Below are 26,868 nucleotides of genomic sequence, written 5' to 3' on the forward strand. Positions count from 1 at the left end.
GGGTCGGTTCTCGCGTCAACTCTCGGGGCGGTTCTCGGGTCAGCTCTCGGGGCGGTTCTCAGGTCGGTTCTCGCGTCAGGTCTCGATCCGTCGCCACCGCCGACGCGGACACCAGCGTCGCCGCCGCCAGGCTTCCCCACAGCGCCGTCGGGCCGTGCGGGGCCAGCGCGGTGATCACCGCCGGGGAGACCGCCAGGCCGAAGCCCGTGGAGAGTTCGAAGCGGGCGAGCGTGCGGCCCAGGGCGTGGGGCGGGGCGAGCGCCGTGACGAGCGCGGTGGCGCTGCCCGCGTACACGATCTCGCCGAGCGTGCAGACCACCGACACCGCGGCGACGGCCGGGGCGCCCCAGCCGCCTCCCAGCGATGTGGCCGCGAGGAAACCCGCGTACGACACGGTGAGTACGACTCCGGCAAGGGCCAGGACGGTCCGCCGGGTGAAGCGGCGGGACATCAGAACCGTGACGGGGACCTGGAGGGTGACCACGAGGACCGTGTTGGCCACGAAGATGAGTGCCGACCAGGCCGGGGAGGCGTTGAGTTGGGTCACCAGGACCAAGGGGAGGGCTATTTCGGGGACGTTGAGGCAGAAGACGTAGATGATGTTGGCGGTGAGGAGTTTGCGCAGGCGGGGGGTGGGGGTGGTGTCTGTGGTGTCTTCGGGGCCGACGTCCCCGTGGCGCTGGCCTCCGCGTCCGGCGTTGGCCTCGCGTTCGACCTTCCCGTAGCCCTCGCCTCCGGCGTTCCCGGCCGACACCCGTGCATCCACCCGTGCATCCACCCGTACCGACCACGCCAGCCCCGCCGCGCACAGGTACGCCGCCCCCGTCAGCCCCGCCAGCACCTGCAACGCCCCCGCCCCGCCCGCCAGGCACGCCGTCGCGACGAGCGCCCCCACCCCCATCCCGGCGTTGCGCAGCGCCCGGCCCGCCGCGAGTGCCGCGTCCCGTTCGCGGCCGTGGGCCACCGTCGCCACGAGCGCCGCGTGGGCCGGGGGCCAGGCCTGGTTGCCGACGCCGAGGACCAGTGCGGCCGCCCCGAACAGCCAGACGTGCCCCGTCGGGGTGGCCAGGAGCAGCACCACGCCCGCCGCTCGCACCAGCATCGACGCCGCCACGACCGCGCTGCGGGCACCGCGGTCCAGCCAGTGGCCCACCGCGGGCATGCAGCCCAGGCCCACGACGATGCCGGCCGTCATGGCCATGCCGGTGGCCGGGGCGGACAGGTCGAGGACCGTCACTCCGTAGAGGAGGAGGAAGGGGCGCAGGAGGCCGGTGCCGAGGGAGTCCACGGCCAGGGCCGTGGCGTAGCGGGGGCCGCCGGAGGCTCTGAGCAGGGCTTGGGGGCGGGTCTTGGTGGTGGTTGGCATGGCGGCAACGGTGCGGTGGGGCGCCGGTCCCTGCCCGTGGGTTGACGGACACCGTCAATCGGCGGGAGTGGGGGTGTCTGGCCGGGTAGGCCCTGCGGGGCTTTCCCCAGTCCCGCCCCTTCCCGAAACCGGGGCTTCGCCCCTGGGCCCCGGGTGGGTGTTCCCTTCGGGTGGGCCGGGGTCACCCCCGATCGGCGCTCCGCGCCTCGTCCTCAAACGCCGGACGGGCTGAAAACCACGTCCCCGGGGGCGAGCCGGAGAGGCGCTGCGGGACGGGCCTGAAGGTGCCCTCTGCCCGACCGAACGAACAGGTGAGGGCGGGCGGGTGGGAGAAAGCCCGTCCGGCGCTTGAGGACGAGGCGCGAAGCGCCGATTGCGGGGGAGGACCGTCCCACCCGCCACGGGACACCCACCCCCGCCCGGCCAGCCGGCCAGCGATGATGTCGCCATGACGCTGCGCATCGACATCAGCGGCCTCCCCCCGGAGGGCCTCCGCTTCGCCGCCTCCCCCCTCGCCGAACTGACCGCGATGCTGCACGTCCTGGCGGAGCCGGAGCACCATCCGCACCTCGCGGACTGGGCAGCGGACGTATGGGCGGGCCTGGCCCAGGAGCCGGCCGAGCGGTTGCGGGAGGCGGAGTTCCTGTGGCGGTCCTCGCAGGCCGACTTCCTGCTGCCCGCACGCCCCCGGCGGACCCTCGCCGAGGAGCTGGACGACGTGGACCTGATCGACGACGAGGCGTACGTGACGGCCGCGCTCATCACCACGTGCGGCGGCAACCGCGCCCACCTCGCCGCCCCGTCACCGCTCACCGACGCCTCCGCGCGCGAGCGGGCGCTGGACCTGGCGCAGGCACGCGGCCCCCGCCAGGAGGCGTTCGCGGAACGGCTGCTCGCGGACCCCGCCGCCGTACGGGCACGGGTGCGCCACACCCTCGAACTGTGCGCCGACGCCTTCTTCGACGCCGCCTGGGCGGGCGCAGCCGTGCGCCTCGCCACCGACCTGCGCCTCAAGAACGACCTGCGGCGGCGCCAGGGCCTCGGCGCGGCCCTCGCGTCGGTGTCCGGCGCGGTCGCGCTCGCGCCGGACGGGGACTGCGTCGTCGTGGACAAGCTCCAGGACAAGGCGACCTCCGCCCAGGGCGGTGGCGTCACCTTCATCCCGAGTGTCTTCAACCGCCCGCACCTGGTCGTGGTGCACGCGCCCGGGTGGCAGCCGGTGGTGCAGTACCCCGTCGCCGAGCCGGGCCCGGCGGAGCCGGTGTCCCTGGAGACGGTCACCCTGCGCCTGGAGGCGCTCTCCCATCCCGTACGACTCCGACTCCTCCGCACCCTCGCGCGCGGCCCGCACACCACCCGCGAGCTGGCCCACGCCTGGGAGCTCTCGCCGCCCGAGGTCTCCCGGCACCTGGCCGTGCTGCGCCGCGCCGGGCTGCTCACGACCGAGCGGGACGGCCGTTACGTCCGTTACACCCTCAAGCTGCCCGACCTGACGGCCCTGGGGAGCGATCTGCTGGCGGCCGTACTGCGCTGACCGAGCCGACGAACGCCCCGCCGTACACCGCGACTTCACCCCCGTACAACCGTCCCTTCGCCCCGCACGTCTCCTCAGGTGGCAGCCCCCGTCCCCCACAGGAACCCCCACCGTCACAGGAGGACCAGTGCGACGCTCCCTCAGGACCGCCCTCGCGATCACCGCCGCGACGGCCGCCGCCGCGCTCGCCGTGCCCCTCGCGGCGAGCGGCACCGCCGTCGCCGCGCCCGCCGCCCCCGTCCCGCCCCGCACCCCGCTCACCGACTTCGACCACGACGGCTACGCCGACCTCGCGATCTCCGCCCCGTACGCCACCCTCGGCGGCAAGACCAACGCCGGGTACGTCACCGTCGTCCACGGCTCCAAGGACGGCCCCGACCCGGCGCACCCGACGATCATCGATCGCGGGACCGCCGGGGTGCCGGGCGAGATCACCCAGGACGGGAACTTCGGGTCGCAGGTGAGCGTCGGGGACCTGGACGGGGACGGGTTCACCGATCTGGTCGTGGGCAGCGGGTACGGGGACAAGCTGCTCGTGCTGTGGGGGTCGCGGAACGGGCTCACCGGGGCGGGGGCCGCGGAACTGCCCGCCACCTCCGCCGGGTTCGGCACCGGGGACTTCGACGGCGACGGCCACCGGGACCTCGTCTCGCACGACTTCCCCGAGAACGAGGACGACCGGGCCGGGATGACCCTGTCGTACGGGCCGTTCACGCGCGGGGGCGAGCCCGCGCGGCAGGAGGCCGTCCACACCGGGCAGACCTTCGGGCCCATCGACCTGATCCCCGGTGACGTGACCGGTGACGGCGTCGACGACCTCGTCACCAGCCACGGCTTCGAGGAGTCGGCGTACCCGAGCCGGGTCTGGAAGGGCACGAAGGACGGGCTCAGCCAGGACACCACGAAGCTCAAGTCCTCGCTGGGCGGGGCGATCGCCGACGTCGACGGGGACGGGTACGGGGACTTCGTCACCCGCGACAACGGCTCCAACAACGACGACAACGAAAGCGACAAGGGCACCGTCCGCGTCGACTACGGCAGCAAGGACGGGCCCGGTGCCGGGCGCACCGCGAAGATCACTCAGGACTCGGCGGGGGTGCCCGGGGTCGGGGAGACCGGGGACCAGTTCGGGGCCGACATCAGTGCGGGGGACGTGAACGGGGACGGGTACGCCGATGTCGCCGTGGGCGTGCCGAACGAGGACATCGGCAGTGGCTCCGCGAAGGTCGCCGACGCCGGGGCCTTCGTGCTGCTCAAGGGGGCCCGGGCCGGGCTGAGCGGGGCCGGGGCGCAGGCCTTCGACCAGTCGAAGCCGGGGGTACCGGGGGCCTCCGAGGCCAAGGACCGGTTCGGGCACCGGGTGTTGCTGTCCGACGTGGACGGGGACGGGCGGGCCGATCTGACCGTCACCGCGCACGGTGAGGACGGGACGTACCGGGACTCCGGGGCTGCCTGGGTGTTCCCCGGGGCGCGGGGCGGGCTCACCGCGACGGGGGTCGTGTCCTTCGGGCCCAAGGGGTTGGGGGCGCCGGAGGTGAAGGCGACGTTCGGCCAGGACGTGGGTCGGGGCTGAGGTTCCTGGCGGGGCGCCCCTGGACCCCGGGGGTGGGTGTCCCGTGGCGGGTGGGACAGTCCTCCCCCGCTATCGGCGCTCCGCGCCTCGTCCTCAAACGCCGGACGGGCTGAAATACAGCCGGGGCAGTCTGAAGGGTGCGGGGCGGGCCTGAAGGTGCCGACTGCCCGATCGCACGCATGGTGGGGGCGGGTGGGTGGGAGAGAGCCCGTCCGGCGATTGAGGACGAGGCGCGGAGCGCCGGTACGGGGGAGGACTGTCCCACCCGAACGGGACACCCAGCCCTCGCGGATCCAGGCGCCCCCGCCCGACCTACACGTCCAGCACCGGCAACAGCTCCGGCAGATGCCCGTCCGACGCCGCCGCCGCGCGCACCCGCTCCTCGGGGACCTCCCCGTACAGCGTCGTCCGAGGCCGCGACGGCCGCCCCGCCGCCTCCGCGATGGAGACGAGGTCGGCGACGGACCGGTAGGAGCCGTAACTGGAGCCCGCCATCCGGGAGATGGTCTCCTCCATCAGCGTGCCGCCGAGGTCGTTCGCCCCGGAGCGCAGCATCTCCGCGGCCCCCTCCGCCCCGAGCTTCACCCAGCTGGTCTGGATGTTGGGGATGTGCGGGTGGAGCAGGAGGCGGGCCATGGCCGTCACCGCGCGGTTGTCGCGGGTGGTGGGGCCGGGGCGGGCGATCCCGGCCAGGTACACGGGCGCGTTGGTGTGGATGAAGGGGAGCGTCACGAACTCCGTGAAGCCGCCGGTCTCCTGCTGGATCGAGGCGAGCGTACGGAAGTGCCCGAGCCAGTGCCGCGGCTGGTCCACGTGGCCGTACATCATGGTGGAGGAGGAGCGCAGGCCAAGATCGTGGGCCGTCTTCACGACCTCGATCCACGTCGCGGCCGGCAGCTTGCCCTTCGTGAGGATCCAGCGGACCTCGTCGTCGAGGATCTCGGCGGCCGTGCCGGGGATGGAGTCGAGGCCCGACTCCTTGGCGCGGCTCAGCCACTCACGTATCGAGAGCCCCGTGCGTGTCGCGCCGTTGACGACCTCCATCGGCGAGAAGGCGTGCACGTGGATGCCGGGCACGCGCTCCTTCACGGCGCGCGCGATGTCGAAGTACGCCGTGCCGGGCAGGTCCGGGTGGATGCCGCCCTGCATGCACACCTCGACCGCGCCGACGTCCCAGGCCTGCGCGGCGCGGTCGGCGACCTGGTCCAGGGAGAGGGTGTAGGCGTCGGCGTCGGTGCGGCGCTGCGCGAAGGCGCAGAAGCGGCAGCCGGTGTAGCAGACGTTCGTGAAGTTGATGTTCCGCGTGACGATGTACGTGACGTCGTCGCCGACGACGGACTTGCGGACGTCGTCGGCGACGGAGCAGAGGGCGTCGAGGGCGGGCCCGTCGGCGTGCAGCAGGGCGAGGGCCTCGTCGTCGGTGAGCTTCGTCGGGTCGTCGGCGGCCGTGGCGAGGGCGGCGCGGACGTCGCCGTCGATGCGGGAGGGCACCATGCCGGGTGCGGCCTGCTCGCGCAGCGCCTCCCAGTCGCCGTACACCTCGTCGAAGTCGTCGCGTCGGTCGGTGGTGCGGCCGGTCGTGTCGATGGTGCGGTGCAGGTCGGTCCGGCCCGATGAGGCCACGTACCCCTCGTCGGGCTCCTGCCAGGGCAGGCCGCGCACGGGGGCGTCGGGGTCGGCGAGGCCCGTCTCCGGGTCGGCGAGCGCCCGCACGTGCGGAAGGAGCCGGGGGTCGAGCCACGGCTCGCCGCGCCGTACGAACTCCGGGTACACGCACAGCCGTTCCGCGAGCCGGAAGCCCTCCTCCTCGGACCGCGCGGCCAGCTCCTCGATCCGCGGCCAGGGCTTCTCGGGGTTGACGTGGTCGATGGTGATCGGCGAGACCCCGCCCCAGTCGTCGATCCCGGCGCGGATGAGGCGTCCGTACTCCCCGTCGACGAGGTTCGGCGGAGCCTGGATGCAGCCGGAGGGGCCCATGATGTGCCGGGCCACGGCGACCGTGGCCACCAGCTCGTCCATCTCGGCGTCCGGCATCCCGCGCATCGCCGTGTCCGGCTTGGCGCGGAAGTTCTGGATGATCAGCTCCTGCACGCCGTGGTAGGACCGGGCCACCCTGCGCAGCGCGAACAGCGACTCGGCCCGCTCCTCGTACGTCTCCCCGATGCCGATGAGCAGCCCGCTGGTGAACGGCACGGACGAGCGCCCCGCGTCCTCAAGGACCCGCAGGCGGACCGCCGGTTCCTTGTCCGGGGAGCCGTGGTGCGGCCCGCCCGGCTCGCTCCACAGCCGCTCCGCCGTCGTCTCCAGCATCATGCCCATGCTGGGCGCGACGGGCTTGAGCCGCTGGAAGTCGGTCCAGCTCATGACCCCGGGGTTGAGGTGCGGAAGGAGTCCGGTCTCCTCCAGGATCCGGATGGAGATGGCCCGTACGTACGCGATCGTGTCGTCGTACCCCGCCGCCTCCAGCCACTCCCTGGCCTCGGGCCAGCGGTCCTCCGGCTTGTCGCCGAGCGTGATGAGGGCTTCCTTGCAGCCAAGGTCGGCACCCCGGCGCGCGATGTCGAGCACCTCGTCCGGCGACATGAACATCCCGTGCCCGTCCCGGCGCAGCTTCCCGGGGACGGTCACGAAGGTGCAGTAGTGGCACTTGTCCCTGCACAGCCGCGTCAGCGGTATGAACACGCTCTTCGAGTACGTGATGACGCCCGCGCGCCCCTCGGCCGCGAGCCCCGCGTCCCGCACCCGCCCCGCCGACGCGGACAGGTCCTCCAGGTCCGCCCCCCGCGCCCGCAGCAGCACCGCCGCCTCCGCCACGTCGAGGGCGACCCCGTCCCTGGCTCGGCGGAGCGCCCGCCGCATGGCGTTGGCGGTGGGCCGGGCCGCTGCCCGGTCGGGATCCTGCGGGGCGCTGTTGGTCATGCCACCGAGCATACGAGCGACATCCGACAGGCAGTGGGGCCGGTGGCCGGAACACCGGGGCACCGCGCGGGGCCGGGGTGGGACCGGGGTGGGGCCGCCACCCCGGCCCCACCCCCACAGCCCGTCCCGACGACTGCGCGCAACCCCCCGACCCTCTTCCCTTACAAGGGAGTTCACGGCTCAATACCAGAGTTGCACGCACCACCCGCGCCACGCAGTCACCGTCGGGCACCGCTCGACGCCGTCGACGCCGATCCCTGGGGAGCCGCAGCATGTGCGAGGACGAAAGCCACCTGAACAGACGCGCGCTGCTCGTGACGGGGGCGGCCACCGCCCTTACGTTGGGCAGTGTGACCTTCGCCAGCAGCGCCGGCGCCGAGGAACGGCGGACCGGCAAGGAGACGAAGACGGTCAAGGGCACGCTGCCCACCGGCTCGCCCGACTTCGTGTATCTGCCGGTCGAGATCCCGCGCGGGGTCCAGCAGATCCACGTCTCGTACGCCTACGAGCGGGTGACGGTGCCGCCCGGGACCGTCGGCAACGCCCTCGACATCGGCATCTTCGACGAGCGCGGCACGGCCCTCGGCGGCAAGGGGTTCCGTGGCTGGTCGGGCGGGGCGCGCACGGAGTTCTTCATCCGGGCCGACGACGCGACGCCCGGCTACATCCCGGGGCCCGTGCGCGCCGGGACCTGGAACATCGCCCTCGGGCCCTACACCGTGGCCCCGCAGGGCCTGCCGTACGAGGTGACCATCACCCTCACGTACGGGGCGCCCGGGAGCACGCCGAAGCCGAAGTACCCGCCGGAGCGCGCCAAGGGGCGCGGCCGCGCCTGGTACCGGGGCGACTGCCATCTGCACACCTGGTACTCCGACGGCCGCCGCACGCCCGCCGAGATCGGCGCGCTCGCCCGTGCCGCCGGGCTCGACTTCATCAACTCCTCCGAGCACAACACCCACTCCGCGCACGCCCACTGGTCCGAGGTCGCCGGTGACGACCTGCTGGTCCTGCTCGGCGAGGAGATCACCACCCGCAACGGCCACGTCCTCGCCCTCGGCACCGACCCCGGCACCTTCGTCGACTGGCGCTACCGCGCCCGCGACAACCGCTTCGGCCACTACGCCCGCCACATCCGCCGCTCCGGCGGCCTCGTCGTGCCCGCCCACCCGCACGCCACCTGCGTCGGCTGCAACTGGAAGTTCGGCTTCGGCGAGGCCGACGCGGTCGAGGTGTGGAACGGCGCGTTCTCGCCGGAGGACGAGGTGGCGATCTCCGAGTGGGACAACGCGCTCGTCGCCGCCGCGCGGGGCGGCCGCCGCTGGACCCCGGCGATGGGCAACAGCGACGCCCACCGCGACCCCGACCCCGTCGGCCGCCCGCAGACCGTCGTCCTCGCCGACGACCTGACCCGCGAGGCCATCCAGGAGGGCATCCGCGCGGGCCGCTCCTACCTCACGGAGTCCAAGGCCATCGAGCTGACCTTCGGTGCGTCCGGCGGCAAGGGGCGGCACGCGGGCATCGGCGGGCGGCTGCGCGTCGACGCCGACGACCCGGTGACGGTCCGGCTCGACGTGAAGGGCGTGCCCGGCTGCACCGTCCGGTTCATCACGGACCAGGGTGTGCTGTTCACCAGCCCGGTGATTCCCGAGTCGGGGACGGGGTCCGCCGAGTGGCGCACGACTGCCTCGTACGCGGCGTACGTCCGCGCGGAGGTCCGGGGGCCGGCGGTGACGCCGCCGCTCCCGGGGCCGATGAAGGCGCTCACGAACCCGATTTTCCTGGGGCGTTGAGCGTCGCGGGGGCGACTGTCGTCGCGCTCGTCGCGGCGGTCTCGGGGCCTTCGGCCGCGGCCGGGGTCGCCCCCGCTCCCCCGTCCACCGTGCGGGCCGCCCGGGAGCGCGGCAGGGCGAGAGTGAGGGCCAGGCCCGCCACCATGCCCGCCGCCGTGAGCAGCACCACGACGAAGCCGCCGTCCGCCGTCGCCGCCCGAAGCGCCGCGCCCGTCCTGCCCTCCGTGCCGGTCTCGGCGACCACCGTGAACACCGCGAGCCCGATGGCGTTGCCGATGTTGAGGGCCGTGGACGCGATGCCGTTGGCGACGCCCTGTTCCCGCGCGGGCGTACCGGTGGCGGCGGCGATCCACATGGCCGTCCAGACGACGCCCTGGCCGAGGCCGGAGAGGACGAGCCCGGGCGCGAGCAGCCCGTACCCGGCGTCCGCGTCGAAGCCGAGCGCGAGCACGGCGGTGCCCGCGGCGCCGGACGCGAAGCCCGTGAGGAGCGTGGCGCGGGTGCCGGTGCGGGTGGCGAGGCGTTCGCCGAGCTGCGTGCCCGCGGCGATGGCGACGGACGGGACGAGGAAGGCGAGGCCGGTCTGCAGGGCGCTGTAGCCGTGCACGCTCTGCAGCAGGACCGTCAGGAAGTACGGCAGGACGCCGAAGGTCGCCATGTAGACGAACGTGACGCTCGCGCCGACGGTGAGGCTGCGGTTGCGGAAGAGCCGGAAGGGCATCAACGGGTCGACGCTGCGGGCCTCGACGGCCAGGAAGACGGCGACGAGGACGGCCGCGAGGACGAGCGCGCCGGTCACCAGCGGGTCGCTCCAGCCCAGTTCGGGCCCCTCGACGAGGGCGAAGACCAGGAGCGTGGAGCCGCCGGTGACGCTGAGGGCGCCCGGCAGGTCGAAGCGGCGGCGCTCGGTGCGGGCCGCGTCGCGCGGGATCACGTACAGCGCGGCGAGGGCGACGAGGCCGGCGAGGGGGACGTTCACGAAGAACACGGCGGGCCAGCCGAAGTGTTCGGTGAGGACGCCGCCGAGCAGCGCGCCGAGGGTCAGGCCGCTGGCGCCCGCCCCGCCCCACACGGCGAGCGCGCGGTTGCGCCGCGGCCCCTCCTCGAAGAGGGCGCCGATCAGCGACAGGGTGGCGGGCAGCAGCAGCGCGCCGCCGACGCCCTGGACCGCGCGGGCCGCCACGATGACGCCCGCGCTGTCCGCGAGGCCGCCCGCGAGGGACGAGAGGCCGTACAGGACGAGGGCGAGCACGAACATCCGGCGGCGCCCGAGCAGATCGGCCGCACGCCCGCCGAGCAGCAGGAAGCCGCCCGCGAGGACGACGTAGGCGCTGACCACCAACTGCTGGGTCTGGCCCGGGAATCCGAGGTCGGAGCCGATCTCGGGGAGTGCGACGAAGACGATGTTCAGGTCGAGGGAGTAGATCAGTTGGGCGAGGGCGAGCAGAACGAGGATCAGGCCTGGACGGCGCTTGTCAGACACGAGGGTGCCCTTTCGGGTGCTCAGAACGCTTCCGTACGACTGTACGTGTTCTTACGTACTCTTAACCGTACGCATCCTTACGTACGATCGCCGTGCGCGGCAAGGGGCGGGCGACGGAGAAAGTCCGTATGTAGCCGTACAGAGGTACCGTTGACGCCATGAGCTACCGCCACCCCGAGCGGGACCAGATCCGGGTCGACGGCGTCCTGACCGCCCTCGGCAACCCGCTGCGGCTGTCCGTCGTCCGGCTCCTCGACGAGACCGGCGGCGACCACAACTGCACCAGCGTCCTCAACACCCTCGGCGCCCCGTCGAAGTCGACGATGACGCACCACTGGCGGGTGCTGCGCGAGAGCGGTGTGATCCGGCAGGAGCCGTCCGGCCGGGAGAACCTGCTGTCGCTGCGCCGTGAGGACCTGGACGCGCGGTATCCGGGGTTGCTGGACGCGGTGCTGGCGGGGGCGCGGAAGGATTCCGGCGCCGTCTGACCGGGTTCCGGCGCCATCTGATCGGGTTCCGGCGCCGCCTGATCGGATTCCGGCGCCGTCTGATCGGGTTCCGTGGCCGGCGCCGCCGAATCGGGTTCCCTCGGCGTGGGGTGTGTGCCTACCATCGAGGCATGAGCCGACGACATTGATCCACGAGCGTCACCTCACGCGGCCGCCGCCCCGCGGCCCGCGCCCGCCTTGCGGCCCGCCGCCGACTGGCGGCCACGCTGTACGGCTACTCCTTCCTGGACGACTGCGTCCTGCTCTATCCCGTGTACGCGCTCCTGTTCAGCGACGCGGACCTCTCCGTCACGCAGATCTCGTCCCTCTTCGTCCTCTGGTCCCTGACCGGCATCCTCCTGGAAGTCCCCTCCGGCGCCCTGGCCGACGCGGTCTCGCGCCGCCTGCTCCTGTGGACCGGTCCCCTCCTCACCGCCACGGGCTTCGCCCTGTGGGTCCTCGCCCCCTCGTACTGGACTTTCGCCCTCGGCTTCGCGCTGTGGGGCGCGAAAGGGGCCTTCGGCTCCGGCGCCCTGGAGGCCCTCGTGTACGAGGAGTTGGCGCACCTGGACGCGGCGGACAGCTACGCCCGAGTCATGGGCCGCGCCCGCGCTGCCTCCCTCGCGGGCGTGATGACGGCGACGGCCCTGGCGGGCCCGGCCCTGGCGGCGGGCGGATACGGCCTGGTGGGCGCGGCAAGCGTGACGGCGTGCGTGCTGACGGCGGGGGTGGCTTGGGGGTTGCCGGAGCATCGGGGGGCGGGGGGTGGGGGCGAGGTCGACGCCGGTGTCGGGGGCGACGCCGGTGTCGGGTCCGAGGCCGGAGTCGGGTCCGAGGCCGGAGTCGGGGGCGAAGCCGGAGTCGGGGGCGAAGCCGGAGTCGGAGGCGAAGCCAGAGTCGGAGGCGAAGCCAGAGTCGGAGGCGAAGCCAGAGTCGGAGGCGAAGCCAGAGTCGGAGGCGAAGCCAGAGTCGGAGGCGAAGCCAGACTCGGAGGCGAAGCCAGACTCGGAGGCAGCGCCGAACTCGGAGGCGACGCCGGGGCCGAGGCCGGCGGTGCGGGCTGGTGGGGTGCCCTGCGGGCCGGTGTCGCCGAGGCCAGGGGCGACCGGGCGGTGCGCGGGGCGCTGCTGCTCGTACCCGCCGTGACGGCGGTGTGGGGCGCGCTGGACGAGTACACGCCGCTGCTCGTGCGGGAGGCGGGGGCGGGTGACGCGGAGGTGCCGTGGTGGCTGCTCGTGATCTGGGTGGGGGCGACGGTGGGCAGCCTGCTCGCGGGGGCGGTGCGGGGTGTGGGCGCGGGGGGCCTCGCGGGGCTCCTCGCGGGCGCGGGCGTGGCGCTGGCGGCGGGCGCGGCACTCCCGCCGCACGGCCTCCCGCTCCCGGCGGGCATCACCCTCGTCGCCCTGGCCTTCTGCGCCTTCCAGCTCACCACGGTCCTGGCCGACGCCCGCCTCCAGGCAGCCGTCAGGGGCCCGAGCCGGGCGACGGTGACGTCCCTGGCGGGCGCGGCGACGGACCTGACGACGGTGGCGGTGTACGCGACGTACGGCCTCCTGGCCCCCACGACCACCCACGCCACGACGTTCGCGCTCTTCGCGACCCCGTACGTACTGACGGCCCTGGCCCTGACCCTGCCCCGGAAAGCTCCCCCCGGCGATGAGTAGGCCCCGCCGCACCAGTCACCACTACAGACACTGCCCCAGGGAGAAGGCGGCCCCATGCGCGACTTGATCATCACCCAGAACATCACGCTGGACGGCGTCATCGACGCGACGGACGGCTGGTTCGCCCCGGCGAACGACGACACGGACCAGTCGGACCTCAACGCGGCCCTGCACCAGCAGGCGGCAGCGGCGGACGCGTTCCTGGTCGGCCGGGTCACCTTCGAGGACATGCGCGGCTACTGGCCACAGCAGACGACCGACACGACCGGCGTCAGGGACTACCTGAACAAGGTCCAGAAGTACGTCGTCTCGACGACCCTGCAAGACCCCCGGTGGGCCAACACCACCATCCTCGCCGGCGACTTGAAGGAGGAGATCACCACCCTCAAGTCCCGGCCCGGCAAGGACATCGTCACCACGGGCAGCATCCGCCTGACCCACGCCCTCATCGAGTCCGACCTGGTCGACGAGTTCCGCCTCTTCGTCTACCCCGTCGTCCTGGGCCACGGCGCCCGCCTCTTCGACCGCCACAAGGCGAACCTCCACCTGGTGGAGACCCGCCCCTTCACGTCGGGGGTGGCGCTGCTGCGCTATCGCGTGGCGTGACCCACCCCGGAGCGCCGAGGTCGGTCACCCCTCGACGAACAACTCCTCGGCGGCCGCCACCGTCAACGACCGGTCGAACCAGACCCCGAGGGTGTCGAGGTCGTCGCACCCGACGACCTGCTGCCGCACATGCTCGGGCACCTCGATGCCCCTCCGTTGAAGGACCCTCAGCACGGCCTCCGCGCGCTCTTCCGCACGACCCTCCGTACGCCCCTCGGCGCGGAGCTTCATCGCCCTCTCCGAGCGGAAAAATGCAGTGTCGACGGCCATCAGTTCCCTCCAGATTTTGAGGGCCGGACTGTTGGCCAGGCCCTGTTCGGTCAGTTCGGAGAAGATGTCCGCGTCTTCTCGGTCGATGGTCCTCAGGGCGTCGGCCAGTGACCTCAGTATGGCACCGGCATTCGCGTCCTTACCATGTGTGATCGCGGAGAGGGTGGCGAGCGGAATGTCCGATGCGGCGGCCCGTACGTCGGTGATGACCGGGACGTTGTGCGGGCCGAGGACGAGGGGGCGGATCGTGAGCATGGGCCAGTGGACCGGGCCGACGCTGAAGGGACCCGCGGCCCAGACCGCCGTCGACTTCTCTTGGCAGGTGACGAGCAGGACGGTCGGGAGCTGGTACTTCGCGTGCAGGTACGAGGTGTAGTAGGCCCAGCTGGCGGGCTTCGTGGGCTCCTTTCGGCTCTGGGCCTCGACGGCCACGAGATAGCTCCCCTGCTTCTCCGTGTCGAAGCGCAGCAGCGTGTCCACCCGCCGCTCAAGGGGAGCCGTCTCGGTCAGGTCGTTGGGTAACAGGGACACCGCGATCGGTTCCGGGAACGGTAGGTCGAGTGCCCGGAACGCGCGGCCGAAGACGCCGGGCTCCTTCTGGAAGATGCGGTGCATCGCTTCGTGGGATGAACTCACCATGTGCGGAACGCTAGGGCGAGTTCGGCAACTGCCTCTGGAATATGGCGGTGCATCATCCGTTCGAGCGGTGGGGCACCACTTGGAGTCCGAAGTCGTATGAGCCGAGGGCTCCCGCGATGCCCATGAAGAGGAGCGCGAAGTGCTCCTGGCCGCGGGCGGTTTCGATGCCGCCCAGGTCCATGTGGGCAGACTCGGGCCAGCCGAGGTCGGTGAGGAGGGTGGCGGTCGCCTTCTTGGCCTGGGGGTCGTTGCCCGAAAGGAAGACGGTGGACGGGCCTGTCAGGTCGCCGGGGGCCGTCATGACGATGGCGTCCATCGTGGAGAAGGTCTTGACCACCCGGGCCTCGGGGAACGCCGCCTGGATCTCCTCGCCGAGGGAGACCCCGGGGTGGGAGAGGGCCATGCCGTGCGGCTCCTCGGTGAAGCCGACGGCTATGTCGATGAGGAGCTTGCCCGCGAGGGCCGCGGCGCCCACGGCGCGGAGGGTGGCCACCGACTCCGTTCCGGGGGTCACGTTCACCACGGCCTCCCCGTGCTCCGCCGCCGCCGCGAGCCCGACGACCGGCACGCCCAGCACCTTGGCCAGGTCCTCCTTGGCCACGGGGTCGCGGGAGCCGAGCACGACGTCGTGGCCGGCCGCGGCCCAGGCCTTGGCGAGGGCGCGGCCGACGTTGCCTGTTCCGATCAGTGCTATTCGCATGGTGGGGACGGTAGTTGGGGCAGGACGGCGGTCGTATCGGTCGGGGGGACCAAGGGGTGGCCGTCCCCGGGACTAGGGCGGAAGGTCCGTACGGCTTCAGACCCCCTGGGCCGGCCGACTCAGCCGGGTCAGGAGTCGCTCCCCGCGGGCGGCCAGGTCCGCGGCCGCCTGGACGCAGCCCGCTACGCCGCGGGCGAGCAACGGGTGCCCGACATCGGGGAGCAGCTTGCCGACGGCGGTCCGAAGGGATTCCTCCGAGGTGGCCGCGGCGGCGAGGAGGTCGCGTACGGCGTCCTCGGTGAGCCGTCGCAGGGCCGCCGATCCCGCGGGGTCGCGCGGGGCGAGGAAGTGCCAGAACGCGGGCGGCGGTATGAGCCGCGTCCCCGCGGCCATCGCGTCGGGCTCCGTGGAGGTCCAGCCGTCGTTCTTCAACTCGGCGTGCCAGTACGGCTCCCCGGTCTTGGCGTCGCGGGCGACCACCGGGTCGTACCGGCCGACGCCGCCGCTGAGCACCAGCGGCCGGTCGGTCCCCGGTAGGTCGAGCAGCCCCCAGACGGCGGTGCTCCCGGATCCGTCGAGCACGCCGTGGACCCCGTCGACCCGGTAATAGCGGACCTGCCCGGTCACCTCGTCCTGAGCGATCCGCAGGCCCACCCGCACGCCGTCGCTGCCCAGCGGTGACTCCTTCACGCCGTACGGCAGGGGCGCCAGGGAGGAGGACGTGAAGTTCCAGCGTTCGTGCTCGCCGAGGTGGGACGGGTCGAAGAAGTCGGGCAGGGCCGCGCCGGGGGCGGCGAGGTCGCCCGTCGTCAGGTCGATGCGGCGCACCTGCGGCTCGCCCGCGTCCTCGGTGAGCCACCAGAAGTCCCCGCCGTCGTGGAACATGTGGCCGTTCGGCCCGACCCGCTCCTCGTGGGGGTCGAGGACCCGGTGCCCCATGAACCGGCGTCCGCTCGGCGCCATGAACGTGTACCCGGGCCGCGCCGGTTCGTGGTGGAGCGACTCCCAGAGCCCCGGCCGCACGTCGAACAGTTCGTCCGGCGCGTCCGACCAGTAGTGGCTCTGCCTGCCGTTGACGTAGTGCAGGACGAGGAACTGGCCGTCGGAGAAGTACGCCCTGGGGGTGTGGTCGAAGCGGGAGGCCTCGCTCGGCACCCGCATGCGGTGTTCCGCGATCCGGCCGCCGGGGTCGATCGCGACGGCCTTGCCGCGGTCGTGGACGGTCAGGACGGGCCAGCTCGCCCGGCACCAGAACCTGCCGCCCTTCATCTCGGCGGCGGCCTCGTCCAGCGCGGCCCAGCCCAGCTCGTCCAGGATGCCCGCGCGCAGCGTGCGGGCCAGCGGTGTCACCAGATCGAGCCCCGTGAGACGGGCGGCCAGGTCGGGCCTGTCGGTCAGCATGTCCGACCGGAGGTTGTCCTCCAGCCAGCGCAGCGCGTGGCCGGCGGCCGTCAGTCCACCGGACCGCACCCGCAGGACATTGCCGTCGACGATCTCCCGCAGGACCGGCCGCAGGGCCTGCCTCCCCCACAGCGCGCGGAACTCCTCGTGGTCGTAGGCGCCCTGCGGGACGGACCGGGCGAGGACAGGTCCGAACCGTTCGTCCGCGAGCAGCGCCCGCAGCCCCGCGTCGTCGAACCCCTCCCAGTTCCGCAGCGCCGCCCCCGGCCCCGGGTCCGCCACCGGCACCCCCGCCTCCAGGCAGCTCACCAGCGCCACGGCGTCGATCCCGCAGTAGTCCCCGGGCGCCCCGGAACCGAACCGCACCGGCGCCCCGTCGTCGGGGATCCGGTCCGCCAACAGGCCGGGCAGGCGCAGGAGTTCCGCGGGCACGGCCGGAGCCGAGGCATCGCCGTACCGGCACAGCAGCGCGGACAGCCACTCCCCCGCGGCACCGCCTCCCTCGGCACCGGCGCCCGCGACCCCGGCTTCCGCGGAGCCCTCCCCCGCGGCCCCGGCCCCCGCCCCGCCGCCCAGCCCGTCCAGCGCCCCCGTCTCCACGAGCAGGCCGCACCACCAGGCGTCCAGATCCGACGGCGGTACGTCGGCCAGCCGCCACAGCAGCCGCTGCCGCAGCACCGCCGAAGCGGTGACCGCGGGCACGAGGAGCTTGCGCTGCGCCGTCCAGAAGGTGTCCGCCGCCCGCCACAGGGCGGGTGTGTCCACCAAGTCCTCCAGGACCAGGCGGTGTTCGGTGGCGACGTCGAGGCCCGCCGACTTGGCGAGCTTGCCGAGCTGCTTGAGCATCTCCGGCCAGGGCGGGAGCCCGCCCGTGGTCCTGCGCACGGCAAGATCCCGCAGCTCGCGGTACGCCGCCAGCGGGTCGGGCCCCTGGGCCAGCTCCGCCACGTACGCCTTGATGTCCTTGGCCGAGAGGGCCCCCGCCAGCGCGAACTCCAGGAACACCGCGCGCCGCCCGGCCGGGTCGACGCCCGCCGTGGCGTGCCGGTCGGCGGCCCGCGCCCTGCCGAACATCAGCGCGCCCTGCTTGTCCCGCCCGGCGGCGACGAACATCCGGCCGACCTCCTCCCAGAACAGGGGGAGGTGGTCGAGCGGCAGCGTCGCCGCGATCCGCTGGAAGTCGTCGAGGGCGGGGCCGGGGCGCGGCCCGACCAGGCGTCCGGCGCGCGCCATCTCGACGCCCGCCGTCAGCGCGGCCTCGGCGTGCGCGAGGTCGTGCACCAACGCCCAGGCGGGATAACGCAGTTCGGGGAGGTGTCCGGCCGCCACGGGGTCCCCGGTGTCGGGCGCGGTGTAGCCGAGGTCGGCCAGGAGCCGGTCCTCGATGGGGGCGAGGGGCCGCGCGGTCAGCCGGACCACGGGGCGTGCGCCCAGGTAGGGGTGGCCGTACCGCCGGGCGGTGACGTCCTCGCCGCCGGGGGTTCCGGGCGGGGCGAGGCCCGCCGCCAGGGCTGAGGCCGGGCCGCCGTCGTTCCTCTGTACGTCCCGCATGTCCCGCGTCATCGCTCTTCGTTCCCCCGTGCGCCCATCTCGCCGTACACCAGTTCCGCCATCCGTCGGCCCTCGGACCAGGCCACCGGCCCCACCTCGCCGACCGGCAGCGGCCGTTCCGCCCCGTCGACCCAGAGCAGCCGCCCGGCCTCCCCGGCCCCGGACGCGCCGGACCCCCCGGCCTCCTCGCTCCCCAGCCAGCACCGCACCTCGACCGCGGCACCCCGCTCTCTCACCCCCAGGACCGCGAACCCGCCCCGCACCGCGAACCCGTGCTCCACGGCCCGCCTCCGCGCGGCCCCGGGCACCGCCGCGTACGCGTACGCGCCCCCGGACACCTCCACCCCGACACCCTCGGGCCCCCGCCCGGCCCGCCGACGATGCACTCGCCGGTCCACCTGCTCGACCCCCTGGGCACCCCCGTGCTCGGCCAGCAGCAGCCGCCACCCGTCCGGATCGTCGAGCAGCACCGGATGCACGAGCGTCACGGCGGCCCCCGCCGCCGCCTCGTACAGCGCGCCGTCCGCCTCCCGGACGCTCGCCCGCCCGTCCCCGGACACGTCGTCGAGCAGGCCGAGCCGCCCTTCGACCCGCACGACCAGGTGCCGCAGGCAGACGCGCCAGCCGGTGTCGTCCCACACGCGGGCGAGGAGCGGGCCGGGCACCGGTACGTCGCCGAGCAGCCACGACTCGACGGCGGCCCGGCACTCCCGCTCGTGCCGGAGCAGTTGCTCCCGCAGCGCCTCGAAGCGCTCGCCGACAGAGCTTTCGCGCACGGCGGCGGGCACGGATCTCAGGACCTTGCCGCCGGGCTTCCGGCATCTCAGGTCCGTCCCGTCCAGTGCCAGCTCATGGCCCTGATGCGCGTGCACCCACGCGAGTGGAGTCGTCATGCGGCCGACTATGACATCCCCCACTGACAATGCCCCGGCCGCCCCGGTGCGGGTCAACTCTCCAGGCAACACTGGCGAGTTGACCTGTAAGGGATCTACGCAGATATCACGTAGGGGATGTGGAGGGCGCCCCGCAGGGGACGAACCCCACGGAGGGCGCCCACCCCACCACGGTCGCGCCCCCGCGAGGGACCCTCACCCCGCCCACACCACCGCCTGCGTCTCGCTGTACGCGTGCAGGGCGTACGACCCGCAGTCGCGCCCCACCCCGCTCCGCTTGAAGCCGCCGAAAGGAGCCTCCATGTTGCGGCCGATGGTGTTCACGCCGACGCCGCCCGCCCGCAGCCGGGCCGCGACACGGAAGGCGCGGGCCGTGTCGGCCGACCAGACGTAGTCGATCAGGCCGTAGTCGCTGTCGTCGGCGAGGGCGACGGCTGCGTCTTCGGCGGACCCGGCGGACCCGGCGGACCCGGCGGACCCGGCCGTCCCGCCCGTGCCGTCGAAGGGCACGACCACGACGACGGGCCCGAAGATCTCCTCGCGGACCACCCGCATCTCGGGCGCGCAGTCGACCAGGAGCGCCGGGGCCACGTAGAAGCCCTTGCCGAGGCCGGGGCGCTCGCCTCCCACCACGACCCGCGCGCCCTCCTTGCGCCCCAACTCCACGTAGGACTCGACGCGTTCGCGGTGCGCGGCGGAGATGAGCGGTCCGACGACCGTGTCCCGGTCGCGCGGGTCGCCCACCTTCAGGTGGCCCGCGTACCGGACGAGCCGCTCCACCAGCGGCTCGTACACCTCCCGTTGGACGAGGACCCGCGTCGGCGCCGTGCAGATCTGCCCGCTGTAGAACGAGAAGGTCGTGCCGATGCCCGCGGCCGCCGCGTCCAGGTCGGCGTCCGCGAAGACGATCGCGGCGCCCTTCCCGCCCAGCTCCATGAGCTGGCGTTTCATGCCGCGCCCGCACACCTCGCCGATGCGCTGCCCGATGGCCGTGGAGCCGGTGAAGCTCACCATGTCGACGTCCGGCGAGTCGACGGCGGCCTCGCCCACGTCCACGGAGGTGCCGGAGACGACGTTGACGACGCCGGGCGGGGCGCCCGCCTCCTCCAGGGCCGCCGCCAACCGGTAGACGGACAGCGGGTCCTGGGGCGCGGGCTTGACGAGGACGGTGTTGCCCATGGCCAGGGCCGGGGCGACCTTGCCCGCCGGGTTCGCCCAGGGGTTGTTGTAGGAGGTGATGCAGGTGACGACGCCGACGGGGCGGCGCACGGCGACGGCGCCGAGTGCCGCGGCGCGGCCGAGCGGGCCCGCCTCGTTGATCTGGGGCGGGATGCCGGTCTCGACGGGTTCGAGGGCGCCGCGCGCGTACCGCCGGAAGCGGGCCACGGCCACCGCGACCTGCATGCCGCGCGCGGTCGCCGTGGTCGCGCCGGTCTCCGCGCGGGCCAGCTCGGTGTGGCTCGCGAAGTCGCGTTGCAGCAGGTCGGCGGTCCGGTCCAGGACGGCGGCGCGTTCCTGCGGTGTCGTACGCGACCACGTCCCGAAGGCCTCCCTGGCGGCCGCGGCGGCCTGCCACACCTGGGCGCGGCTCGCCTCGGGGGCGAGGCCGACGACGTCCTCGGTCGCCGGGTCGATCACCTCGTGGTGCCCGCCGTCCGGCTCGACCCACTCCCCGCCGACGAAGAGCCGCTGCGGGCCTCTGGCCGGACCCGTCGGACCCCCCGGACCCCCCGGACCCCCCACACCCCCGCTCACCTCGTGCTCACCGTCCTGGTGTCGCGCCCGGACCGCAGCACCGTCCCCGGCACCGCCCCGGTCACCACGTCGTCGCGGATCACCTCGACGCCGTTGACCCACACGGCGTTCACACCGATCGCCTTGGAGTCCAGGCGCGGGCTGTCGCCGGGCAGGTCGTGCACGAGGGTGGCCTTGCCCGCGTCGATCCGCTCGGGGTCGAAGAGGACGAGGTCGGCGTGGAAGCCCTCAGCGATCCGGCCGCGCTCGCGCAGGCCGAAAAGACGCGCCGGGTCGTCGGTGAGCATCTTCACGGCCTGCTCCAGGCCGACCAGCTTCCGGCCGCGCAGACAGTCCCCGAGGAAGCGCGTGGTGTACGGGGCGCCGCACATGCGGTCCAGGTGGGCGCCCGCGTCGGAGCCGCCGAGCAGGACGTCCTCGTGGGCCCAGGTCTCGGCGCGCAGGGCCCAGGAGTCCGGGTCGTTGTCGGTCGGCATGGGCCACAGGACGGTGCGCATCCGGTCGTTGGCGCAGATCTCGACGATGCACTCGAAGGGCTCCTGGCCCCGCTCGGCGGCGATGTCCCGCACCACCCGCCCGGTCAGGCCCTCGTTCTCGGCGGAGTAGGTGTCCCCGATGACGTACCGCCCGAAGTGCGTGAGGCGGCGGAAGACCCCGGCCTCCTTGCTGCCCGCGCGCCGCAGCATCTCCGCGCGGACGTCCGGGTCGCGGAGCTTCGCGATGCGCTCCGGTATGGGCAGGCCGAGGACGTCGCCCCAGCCGGGGATGAGGTTGAGCGCGCAGAACGTGCCGAGGGACATGTTCATGGGCGTGAGGATCGGCATGGTGAGGGCGACGACGCGGCCGCCGGCCTTGCGGGCGCGCTCGCTGGGGATCAGCTGGCGCGGGACGCGCTCGGGCACGGCGGCGTCGATGGTGAGGACGTTCCAGTTCAGGGGGCGCCCTGCCGCCGCGCTCATCTCCACGAACAGGTCGATCTCGGCGTCGTCGAACTGGTCGAGGCACCCGGCGACGATCGCCTCCAGCTGTGTGCCCTCGTGCTCGGCGACGGCCCGCGACAGGGCGAGCAGTTCGTCGGGCCCGGCGTGCCGGGATGCCACCGGCTGCCCGTCCCCGTCGGAGTGCGTGGACGACTGCGTGGTGGAGAGCCCCCAGGCGCCCGCGTCCATCGCCTCGTGGAACAGGGCGAGCATCCGCTCCAGTTGCGCGGCCGACGGCTGCCCGCCGACGGCGTCCGCCCCCATGACGTACCGCCGCAGCGCGCAGTGCCCCACCATGAACCCCGCGTTGACGGCGATGCGCCCCTCCAGCGCGTCCAGGTACTCCCCGAAGGAGTGCCACGACCAGGGCGCGCCCTCCTCCAGGGCCACCAGGGACATCCCCTCGACCTTGGACATCATCCGCCGCGTGTAGTCGGCGTCCTCGGGCCGGTCCGGGTGCAGCGGCGCCAGCGTGAACCCGCAGTTCCCGCCCGCGACGGTGGTCACGCCGTGGTTCAGGGACGGCGTCGCGTACGGGTCCCAGAAGAGCTGCGCGTCGTAGTGGGTGTGCGGATCGACGAACCCGGGCGCGAGGATCAGGCCGTGGGCCTCCTCCTGCGTACGCGCCTCCTCCGTGACCGAGGGCGCGACGACGGCCACGCGCCCGTCCCGGATGCCCACATCGGCGACGCGGGCGGCGGCCCCCGTCCCGTCGACGAGGGTCACCCCCTTGATGAGGTGGTCAAGCATGACGAGCTACCCCTTCCCCTAGGGCTTTTGAGCTCGCCCCACGTCCGGGGCGAGCAGTCTCAGCCCGTCCGGCGTTCGAGGACGAGCGCGCAGCGCGATCGGCGGTCACCCGGCGGCGCCCTGCCGCATCCGCGAGGTCCGGTGGACGGGATCGGTGTCGATCTTGGGGATCACGTGCTCCCCGATCAGCCGGATCGTGTTCTTCGTGTCCTCGGGCGAGATCCCGATGGGCAGCCCGAACGACAGCTGATCGGCCCCGGCCTGCTCCCACCGCTTGCACTGCCGGGTCACCTCGTCGGGATCCCCGCAGATCATCAGCTCCTCGGCGATGAGCAGCTCGATGATCTCCTCGGTGTAGTCGGGAAGGACCTCGGGCCACTCGGGGATCCCCTCGGGCCGGGGGAAGGTGTCGTGGTAGCGGAACACCAGCGACTGCAGGTAGTTGAGCCCGCCGTGCACGGCGATCTCGACGGCCTTCTCGTGCGTCTCCGCGCAGATGGCCGTGGACGTCACCATGACGTTGTCGTTGACGAAGTCCCCGATGGGCTCGGCGTCCCGGATGGCGGTCTTGTACTGCTCGAGGACCCACTCCATGTCGGAGACCTTCTGCACGCTGAAGCCGAGGACGCCGAGCCCCTTCTTCGCGGCCATGGCGTACGAGGGCGGGGACCCGGCCGCATACCACATGGCGGGGTGCGAGGCGCCGTACGGCTTGGGGAAGACCTTGCGCGGCGGCAGCTGCCAGTGCTTGCCCTGGAACCCCTCGTACTCCTCCTGGAGCCACATCTTGGGGAACTCCGCGATGGTCTCCTCCCAGATCTCCTTGGTGTGGTTCATGTCGGTGATGCCCGGCAGGAAGCCGAGGATCTCGTGCGACCCGGCGCCGCGCCCGCTGCCGAACTCGAAGCGCCCTTCGGAGAGGTGGTCGAGCATGGCGACCTTCTCGGCGACCTTGACCGGGTGGTTGACCTGGGCCAGGGGGTTGAAGATCCCCGAGCCGAGGTGGATCCGTTCCGTGGCGTGGGCGAGGTAGCCGAGGAAGACGTCGTTGGCGGAGAGGTGCGAGTACTCCTCCAGGAAGTGGTGCTCGGACGCCCAGGCGTACTTGAAGCCCGCCTTGTCCGCCTCGATGACGTACTCGGTCTCCTCCATCAGCGCCTTGTGCTCGGCGAGCGGGTCGGTCTCGGCGCGCTTGCCCACGTATCCCTGTACAAAGAGCCCGAATTCCAAGGCGGTTCACCGTCCTCGTGAGTTTCTGACAGACCGTCAGATTCGCTGGTCCGACTGTTCCACCGCGCCCTGGGAGCGTCAAGACCCGCACCCGCCCGTGCCTGACGATCCGTCAGAGCACGCTGACCCCGGCGAGCCAGCCGCCGTCGATCACGAACGGCTGCCCGGTGATGTACGCCGAGTCCTCCGCCGCGGTGAGGAACAGCGCGAGCCGCGCCACCTCCTCCGCCCTGCCCACCCGGCCGAGCGGCACGAGCTTGCGGTACAGCGCGTCCAGGCCGCGCGAGGCCTTCGCCACGTCCGCCTCCGGGTCGAGCTGCGCCGGATTGCTCATGGCGGTGTCGATGGCGCCGGGGCAGATCGCGTTGACGCGGATGTGCCGCTTGGCCAGTTCGAGGGCGGCGACCCGGGTGAGGCCGATGATCGCGTGCTTGGTCGCGCTGTACGCCCCGATGTACGCCATGCCCGTCATCCCCGCGTACGAGGCGGTGTTCACGATCGAGCCGCCGCCCGCCGCCGCGATCTCGGGCGCGGTCGCCCTGATGCCGAGGAAGACACCGGTCTGGTTGACCCGGACGATCTGCTCGAACTCCTCGAGGGGCGTCTTCACCAGCTCGTTGAAGCGCAGGATGCCCGCGTTGTTGACCAGACCGTCGACCGTGCCGAAGGCGTCCTTGGTGGCGGTGACGGCGGCCGCCCAGTCCGCCTCCTCGCCCACGTCCAGGTGGACGTACCGGGCACTGTCGTGCCCCAGCTCCTTCGCCAGGGCCTCGCCCTGCTCGTCGAGGACGTCCCCGACGACCACCCGCGCGCCCTCGGCGACGAACAGCCGCGCCTCCTGCTCCCCCTGCCCGCGCGCGCCGCCGGTGACGATGACGACGCGCCCGTCCAGCTTGCCCATGCCGGCCTCCTAGGTGGGTGGGTCCAGGTGCGGCGCGACCTCGGCGCCGAACGCCGCGATCTGGTCGGTGAGTTCGGTGCGCCCGCGGCTGCGGAAGCGCACCTGGATCTGGTGCACGCCCATCGCCCCGTACGCGCGCAGCGACTCCGCGAGGGCGTCGGGCTTCCCGCTGAGCGTGCGCCGCCCCACCGGCCAGGAGGGCTCGCCCACGTACAGCGGCTCGGTGATGGCCCCGATGGTGACGGGCGCCTCGACACCCGCCTCGGCCCGCAGCCGGCGCAGCTTGGCGATCTGGCCGGGCAGCCGGTCGCGCGGGTCGCCCTGCGGCAGCCAGCCGTCGCCGCGGGTCGCGGCCCTGCGGACGGCGGCGGGCGAGGAGCCGCCGACCCAGATCGGCACCCGCTCCTGGGCGGGCCTGGGCCGCTGCCCGAGGTCCTCGAAGGCGAAGCGCTCGCCGTGGTGCTCGGGGAACTCCTCAGGACCGAGCGCGGCCCGCAGCGCGTCCACGGACTCGTCGAGCAGCGGGCCGCGCCCCGCGAAGTCGGCGCCGAGGACGTCGAACTCCTCCGCCACGTGCCCGGCGCCGACACCGAGGATCAGGCGGCCGCCGCTGAGGTGGTCGAGGGTCGCGTACTGCTTGGCGCTCAGCAGCGGGTGGCGCAGGCCGACGATCGCGACATGGCTGAGCAGGCGGACGCGTTCGGTGACCCCGGCCAGGAAGGAGAGGGTGGCCACGGGGTCGTACCAGATGGTGCCCATCGCGTCCGCGAGCCGCCGCGGGATCGCCACGTGGTCGCAAGAAGCGAGGTAGGCGAAGCCCGCGCGGTCGGCCGTGCGGGCGATCTCGACCAGGTCGGCGGGGCCCGCGTCGGCCTCCCACGGCTCGGCGAACAGGGCGCTCTGGGACTGCACCGGAAGCTGCATCCCGTACGCGAGCCGCCCCGCCGGGAAGTGCTCCGCCATGGCGCTCAGGCCCCCGGTCCCGGCCACAGGCCGTCCTTCGTCAGGCCGAGCAGGTCGATGGCGTTGCCGCGGACGATCCGCTCGACCACGTCCGGGGCCAGGTGTCCCATCTGCTCCTCGCCGACCTGGCGGGATGTGGGCCACGTGGAGTCGGAGTGCGGGTAGTCGGTCTCGTACAGGACGTTGCCGACGCCGATCGCGTCGAGGTTGCGCAGGCCGAAGGCGTCGTCGAAGAAGCAGCCGAAGACGTGGTCGGCGAAGAGCTCGGACGGCGGGCGGTGCACCTTGTCGGCGACGCCGCCCCAGCCCCGGTTCTCCTCCCAGACGACGTCGGCGCGCTCCAGGATGTAGGGGATCCAGCCGATCTGCCCCTCGGCGTACATCACGCGGACGTGGGGGAAACGCTCGAACTTGCCGCTCATCAGCCAGTCGACCATCGAGAAGCAGCAGTTCGCGAACGTGATCGTGGAGCCGACGGCGGGTGGTGCATCGGCGGAGGTCGACGGCATCCTGCTGGACGACCCGATGTGCATCGCCACCACCGTGCCCGTCTCGTCACAGGCGGCGAGGAACGGGTCCCAGTAGTCCGTGTGGATCGAGGGAAGTCCGAGATGTGGCGGGATTTCCGAGAAGGCGACGGCCCGCACCCCGCGCGCCGCGTTGCGCCGCACCTCCGCCGCCGCGAGCTCGGCGTCCCAGAGGGGGATGAGGGTGAGCGGTATCAGCCGACCTTGTGCGGCGGGGCCGCACCACTCGTCCACCATCCAGTCGTTGTACGCCCGCACCGCGAGAAGCCCCAGGTCACGGTCGGGGGCCTCGGTGAACGTCTGGCCGCAGAAGCGCGGGAAGGTGGGGAAGCACAGGGCGGACTGGACGTGGTTGACGTCCATGTCGGCGAGCCGGTCCGGGACGCTGAAGGAGCCGCGCCGCATCTGCTCGTACGTGATCACTTCCAGCTTGATCTCGTCGCGGTCGTAGCCGACGGCGGTGTCGAGGCGGGTCAGCGGGCGGTGCAGCTCCTCGTACACCCACCAGTCCCCTATGGGGCCATCATCCCCTTTCTCCCCCATCACAGGGGCGAACTTACCGCCCAAAAAGGTCATTTCCTTGAGCGGGGCGCGGACGATGCGGGGCCCTCGGTCCTGGTACTTCGCCGGGAGGCGGTCCCGCCAGACGTGCGGCGGCTCCACCGTGTGGTCGTCCACCGAGATGATCCTCGGGAACGGCGGCTCGGCGGGGGCGGCCTCCTGAGTGCTCTCCATGGTCTCCATACGGCTCACGGTAGCGCGCATCTGACGATCCGTCAGTTGTCCGGATTCAGTCACTGGTGCGGGAACCCTGTGAGAGCCGTCTCCCACGGCTGACGCATCCGCTCCGGACAAGGCAAACTGTGCACCGCAGCAAGCCGCACG

The 26,868-nt window shown here is 73.0% G+C and carries 18 protein-coding genes and 1 pseudogene; 6 read left to right on the forward strand and 13 right to left on the reverse strand.

Annotated features, from left to right (window positions below):
- Window positions 1–58: 58 nt before the first annotated feature.
- Complete coding sequence (locus AB6L24_RS21695) at window positions 59–1,366, reverse strand: MFS transporter (protein ID WP_405657565.1); 1,308 nt, start codon at window positions 1,364–1,366, stop codon at window positions 59–61.
- Window positions 1,367–1,814: 448 nt separating this feature from the next.
- On the opposite strand from AB6L24_RS21695, the gene AB6L24_RS21700 reads away from it, so the two are divergent.
- On the forward strand, window positions 1,815–2,900 hold the full coding sequence (locus AB6L24_RS21700; RefSeq protein WP_405657566.1) for a DUF5937 family protein: 1,086 nt from the start codon (window positions 1,815–1,817) through the stop codon (window positions 2,898–2,900).
- Window positions 2,901–3,027: 127 nt separating this feature from the next.
- Entirely contained in the window at window positions 3,028–4,473 is a 1,446-nt protein-coding gene (locus AB6L24_RS21705; RefSeq protein WP_405657568.1) for an FG-GAP and VCBS repeat-containing protein, read from the forward strand.
- A gap of 312 nt (window positions 4,474–4,785) precedes the next feature.
- Here AB6L24_RS21705 and AB6L24_RS21710 read toward each other — a convergent pair whose 3' ends face one another.
- Window positions 4,786–7,392: a bifunctional FO biosynthesis protein CofGH gene (locus tag AB6L24_RS21710; RefSeq protein ID WP_405657570.1), complete on the reverse strand. Its 2,607-nt coding sequence runs from the start codon at window positions 7,390–7,392 to the stop codon at window positions 4,786–4,788.
- 272 nt (window positions 7,393–7,664) lie between these two features.
- Between AB6L24_RS21710 and AB6L24_RS21715 the strand changes: the two genes are divergently transcribed.
- Window positions 7,665–9,182 carry a CehA/McbA family metallohydrolase gene (locus tag AB6L24_RS21715; protein WP_405657571.1) on the forward strand — a complete coding sequence of 506 codons (1,518 nt, stop codon included), beginning with the start codon at window positions 7,665–7,667 and terminating at the stop codon, window positions 9,180–9,182.
- Here AB6L24_RS21715 and AB6L24_RS21720 read toward each other — a convergent pair.
- The gene (locus AB6L24_RS21720; protein WP_405657573.1) at window positions 9,154–10,665 is read right to left on the reverse strand and encodes an MFS transporter; all 1,512 of its coding nucleotides are present in this window, start codon (window positions 10,663–10,665) and stop codon (window positions 9,154–9,156) included. The two genes, AB6L24_RS21715 and AB6L24_RS21720, sit on opposite strands and share 29 nt — an antisense overlap.
- 158 nt (window positions 10,666–10,823) lie before the next feature.
- Here AB6L24_RS21720 and AB6L24_RS21725 point away from each other — a divergent pair, with 158 nt between their 5' ends.
- The 3 genes from AB6L24_RS21725 to AB6L24_RS21735 all read left to right on the forward strand — a co-directional run bounded on the left by AB6L24_RS21725 (window position 10,824) and on the right by AB6L24_RS21735 (window position 13,423).
- The gene (locus AB6L24_RS21725) at window positions 10,824–11,153 is read left to right on the forward strand and encodes an ArsR/SmtB family transcription factor (RefSeq protein ID WP_405657574.1); all 330 of its coding nucleotides are present in this window, start codon (window positions 10,824–10,826) and stop codon (window positions 11,151–11,153) included.
- A 272-nt stretch (window positions 11,154–11,425) separates the two neighbouring features.
- Window positions 11,426–12,817, forward strand: coding sequence for an MFS transporter (locus AB6L24_RS21730; RefSeq protein WP_405657575.1), 1,392 nt, complete (start codon window positions 11,426–11,428; stop codon window positions 12,815–12,817).
- Between the two features lie 54 nt (window positions 12,818–12,871).
- Entirely contained in the window at window positions 12,872–13,423 is a 552-nt protein-coding gene (locus AB6L24_RS21735) for a dihydrofolate reductase family protein (RefSeq protein ID WP_405657577.1), read from the forward strand.
- 24 nt (window positions 13,424–13,447) lie between these two features.
- Here the strand turns inward: AB6L24_RS21735 and AB6L24_RS21740 are convergent, their stop codons facing one another.
- The 10 genes and pseudogenes from AB6L24_RS21740 to AB6L24_RS21785 form a co-directional block, all read right to left on the reverse strand.
- Entirely contained in the window at window positions 13,448–14,332 is an 885-nt protein-coding gene (locus tag AB6L24_RS21740) for a hypothetical protein (RefSeq protein WP_380845886.1), read from the reverse strand.
- Between the two features lie 52 nt (window positions 14,333–14,384).
- A pseudogene (locus tag AB6L24_RS21745) lies at window positions 14,385–15,038 on the reverse strand (NADPH-dependent F420 reductase); the annotation flags it as partial.
- 90 nt (window positions 15,039–15,128) lie between these two features.
- Window positions 15,129–17,996, reverse strand: coding sequence for a hypothetical protein (locus tag AB6L24_RS21750; RefSeq protein ID WP_405657579.1), 2,868 nt, complete (start codon window positions 17,994–17,996; stop codon window positions 15,129–15,131).
- Entirely contained in the window at window positions 17,993–18,877 is an 885-nt protein-coding gene (locus AB6L24_RS21755; protein ID WP_405657581.1) for a DUF4132 domain-containing protein, read from the reverse strand. The genes AB6L24_RS21750 and AB6L24_RS21755 overlap by 4 nt, the downstream gene beginning before the upstream one ends.
- A gap of 195 nt (window positions 18,878–19,072) precedes the next feature.
- On the reverse strand, window positions 19,073–20,620 hold the full coding sequence (locus AB6L24_RS21760) for an aldehyde dehydrogenase family protein (protein ID WP_405657583.1): 1,548 nt from the start codon (window positions 20,618–20,620) through the stop codon (window positions 19,073–19,075).
- Between the two features lie 8 nt (window positions 20,621–20,628).
- The gene (locus AB6L24_RS21765; RefSeq protein WP_405657585.1) at window positions 20,629–22,362 is read right to left on the reverse strand and encodes an amidohydrolase family protein; all 1,734 of its coding nucleotides are present in this window, start codon (window positions 22,360–22,362) and stop codon (window positions 20,629–20,631) included.
- A gap of 105 nt (window positions 22,363–22,467) precedes the next feature.
- Window positions 22,468–23,592, reverse strand: a complete 1,125-nt coding sequence (locus AB6L24_RS21770) for an LLM class flavin-dependent oxidoreductase (RefSeq protein WP_405657587.1) — start codon at window positions 23,590–23,592, stop codon at window positions 22,468–22,470.
- A 112-nt stretch (window positions 23,593–23,704) separates the two neighbouring features.
- Window positions 23,705–24,493, reverse strand: a complete 789-nt coding sequence (locus AB6L24_RS21775) for an SDR family NAD(P)-dependent oxidoreductase (RefSeq protein WP_405657589.1) — start codon at window positions 24,491–24,493, stop codon at window positions 23,705–23,707.
- A gap of 9 nt (window positions 24,494–24,502) precedes the next feature.
- Window positions 24,503–25,456, reverse strand: a complete 954-nt coding sequence (locus AB6L24_RS21780) for an LLM class F420-dependent oxidoreductase (RefSeq protein WP_405663219.1) — start codon at window positions 25,454–25,456, stop codon at window positions 24,503–24,505.
- Between the two features lie 5 nt (window positions 25,457–25,461).
- Window positions 25,462–26,727: an amidohydrolase family protein gene (locus tag AB6L24_RS21785; protein ID WP_405657591.1), complete on the reverse strand. Its 1,266-nt coding sequence runs from the start codon at window positions 26,725–26,727 to the stop codon at window positions 25,462–25,464.
- Window positions 26,728–26,868 lie beyond the last annotated feature (141 nt).

The organism is Streptomyces sp. RK9 (genome assembly GCF_045070545.1).
Classification (GTDB): domain Bacteria; phylum Actinomycetota; class Actinomycetes; order Streptomycetales; family Streptomycetaceae; genus Streptomyces; species Streptomyces alboflavus.

Excerpts from the sequence above, each read along its gene's own strand:
- AB6L24_RS21695 (WP_405657565.1), bottom strand. The coding sequence starts at position 1,366 with ATGCCAACCACCACCAAGACCCGCCCCCAAGCCCTGCTCAGAGCCTCC.
- AB6L24_RS21700 (WP_405657566.1), top strand. The coding sequence starts at position 1,815 with ATGACGCTGCGCATCGACATCAGCGGCCTCCCCCCGGAGGGCCTCCGC.
- AB6L24_RS21710 (WP_405657570.1), bottom strand. The coding sequence starts at position 7,392 with ATGACCAACAGCGCCCCGCAGGATCCCGACCGGGCAGCGGCCCGGCCC.
- AB6L24_RS21715 (WP_405657571.1), top strand. The coding sequence starts at position 7,665 with ATGTGCGAGGACGAAAGCCACCTGAACAGACGCGCGCTGCTCGTGACG.
- AB6L24_RS21725 (WP_405657574.1), top strand. The coding sequence starts at position 10,824 with ATGAGCTACCGCCACCCCGAGCGGGACCAGATCCGGGTCGACGGCGTC.
- AB6L24_RS21735 (WP_405657577.1), top strand. The coding sequence starts at position 12,872 with ATGCGCGACTTGATCATCACCCAGAACATCACGCTGGACGGCGTCATC.
- AB6L24_RS21740 (WP_380845886.1), bottom strand. The coding sequence starts at position 14,332 with ATGGTGAGTTCATCCCACGAAGCGATGCACCGCATCTTCCAGAAGGAG.
- AB6L24_RS21750 (WP_405657579.1), bottom strand. The coding sequence starts at position 17,996 with ATGACGCGGGACATGCGGGACGTACAGAGGAACGACGGCGGCCCGGCC.
- AB6L24_RS21755 (WP_405657581.1), bottom strand. The coding sequence starts at position 18,877 with ATGACGACTCCACTCGCGTGGGTGCACGCGCATCAGGGCCATGAGCTG.
- AB6L24_RS21765 (WP_405657585.1), bottom strand. The coding sequence starts at position 22,362 with ATGCTTGACCACCTCATCAAGGGGGTGACCCTCGTCGACGGGACGGGG.
- AB6L24_RS21775 (WP_405657589.1), bottom strand. The coding sequence starts at position 24,493 with ATGGGCAAGCTGGACGGGCGCGTCGTCATCGTCACCGGCGGCGCGCGC.
- AB6L24_RS21780 (WP_405663219.1), bottom strand. The coding sequence starts at position 25,456 with ATGGCGGAGCACTTCCCGGCGGGGCGGCTCGCGTACGGGATGCAGCTT.
- AB6L24_RS21785 (WP_405657591.1), bottom strand. The coding sequence starts at position 26,727 with ATGGAGACCATGGAGAGCACTCAGGAGGCCGCCCCCGCCGAGCCGCCG.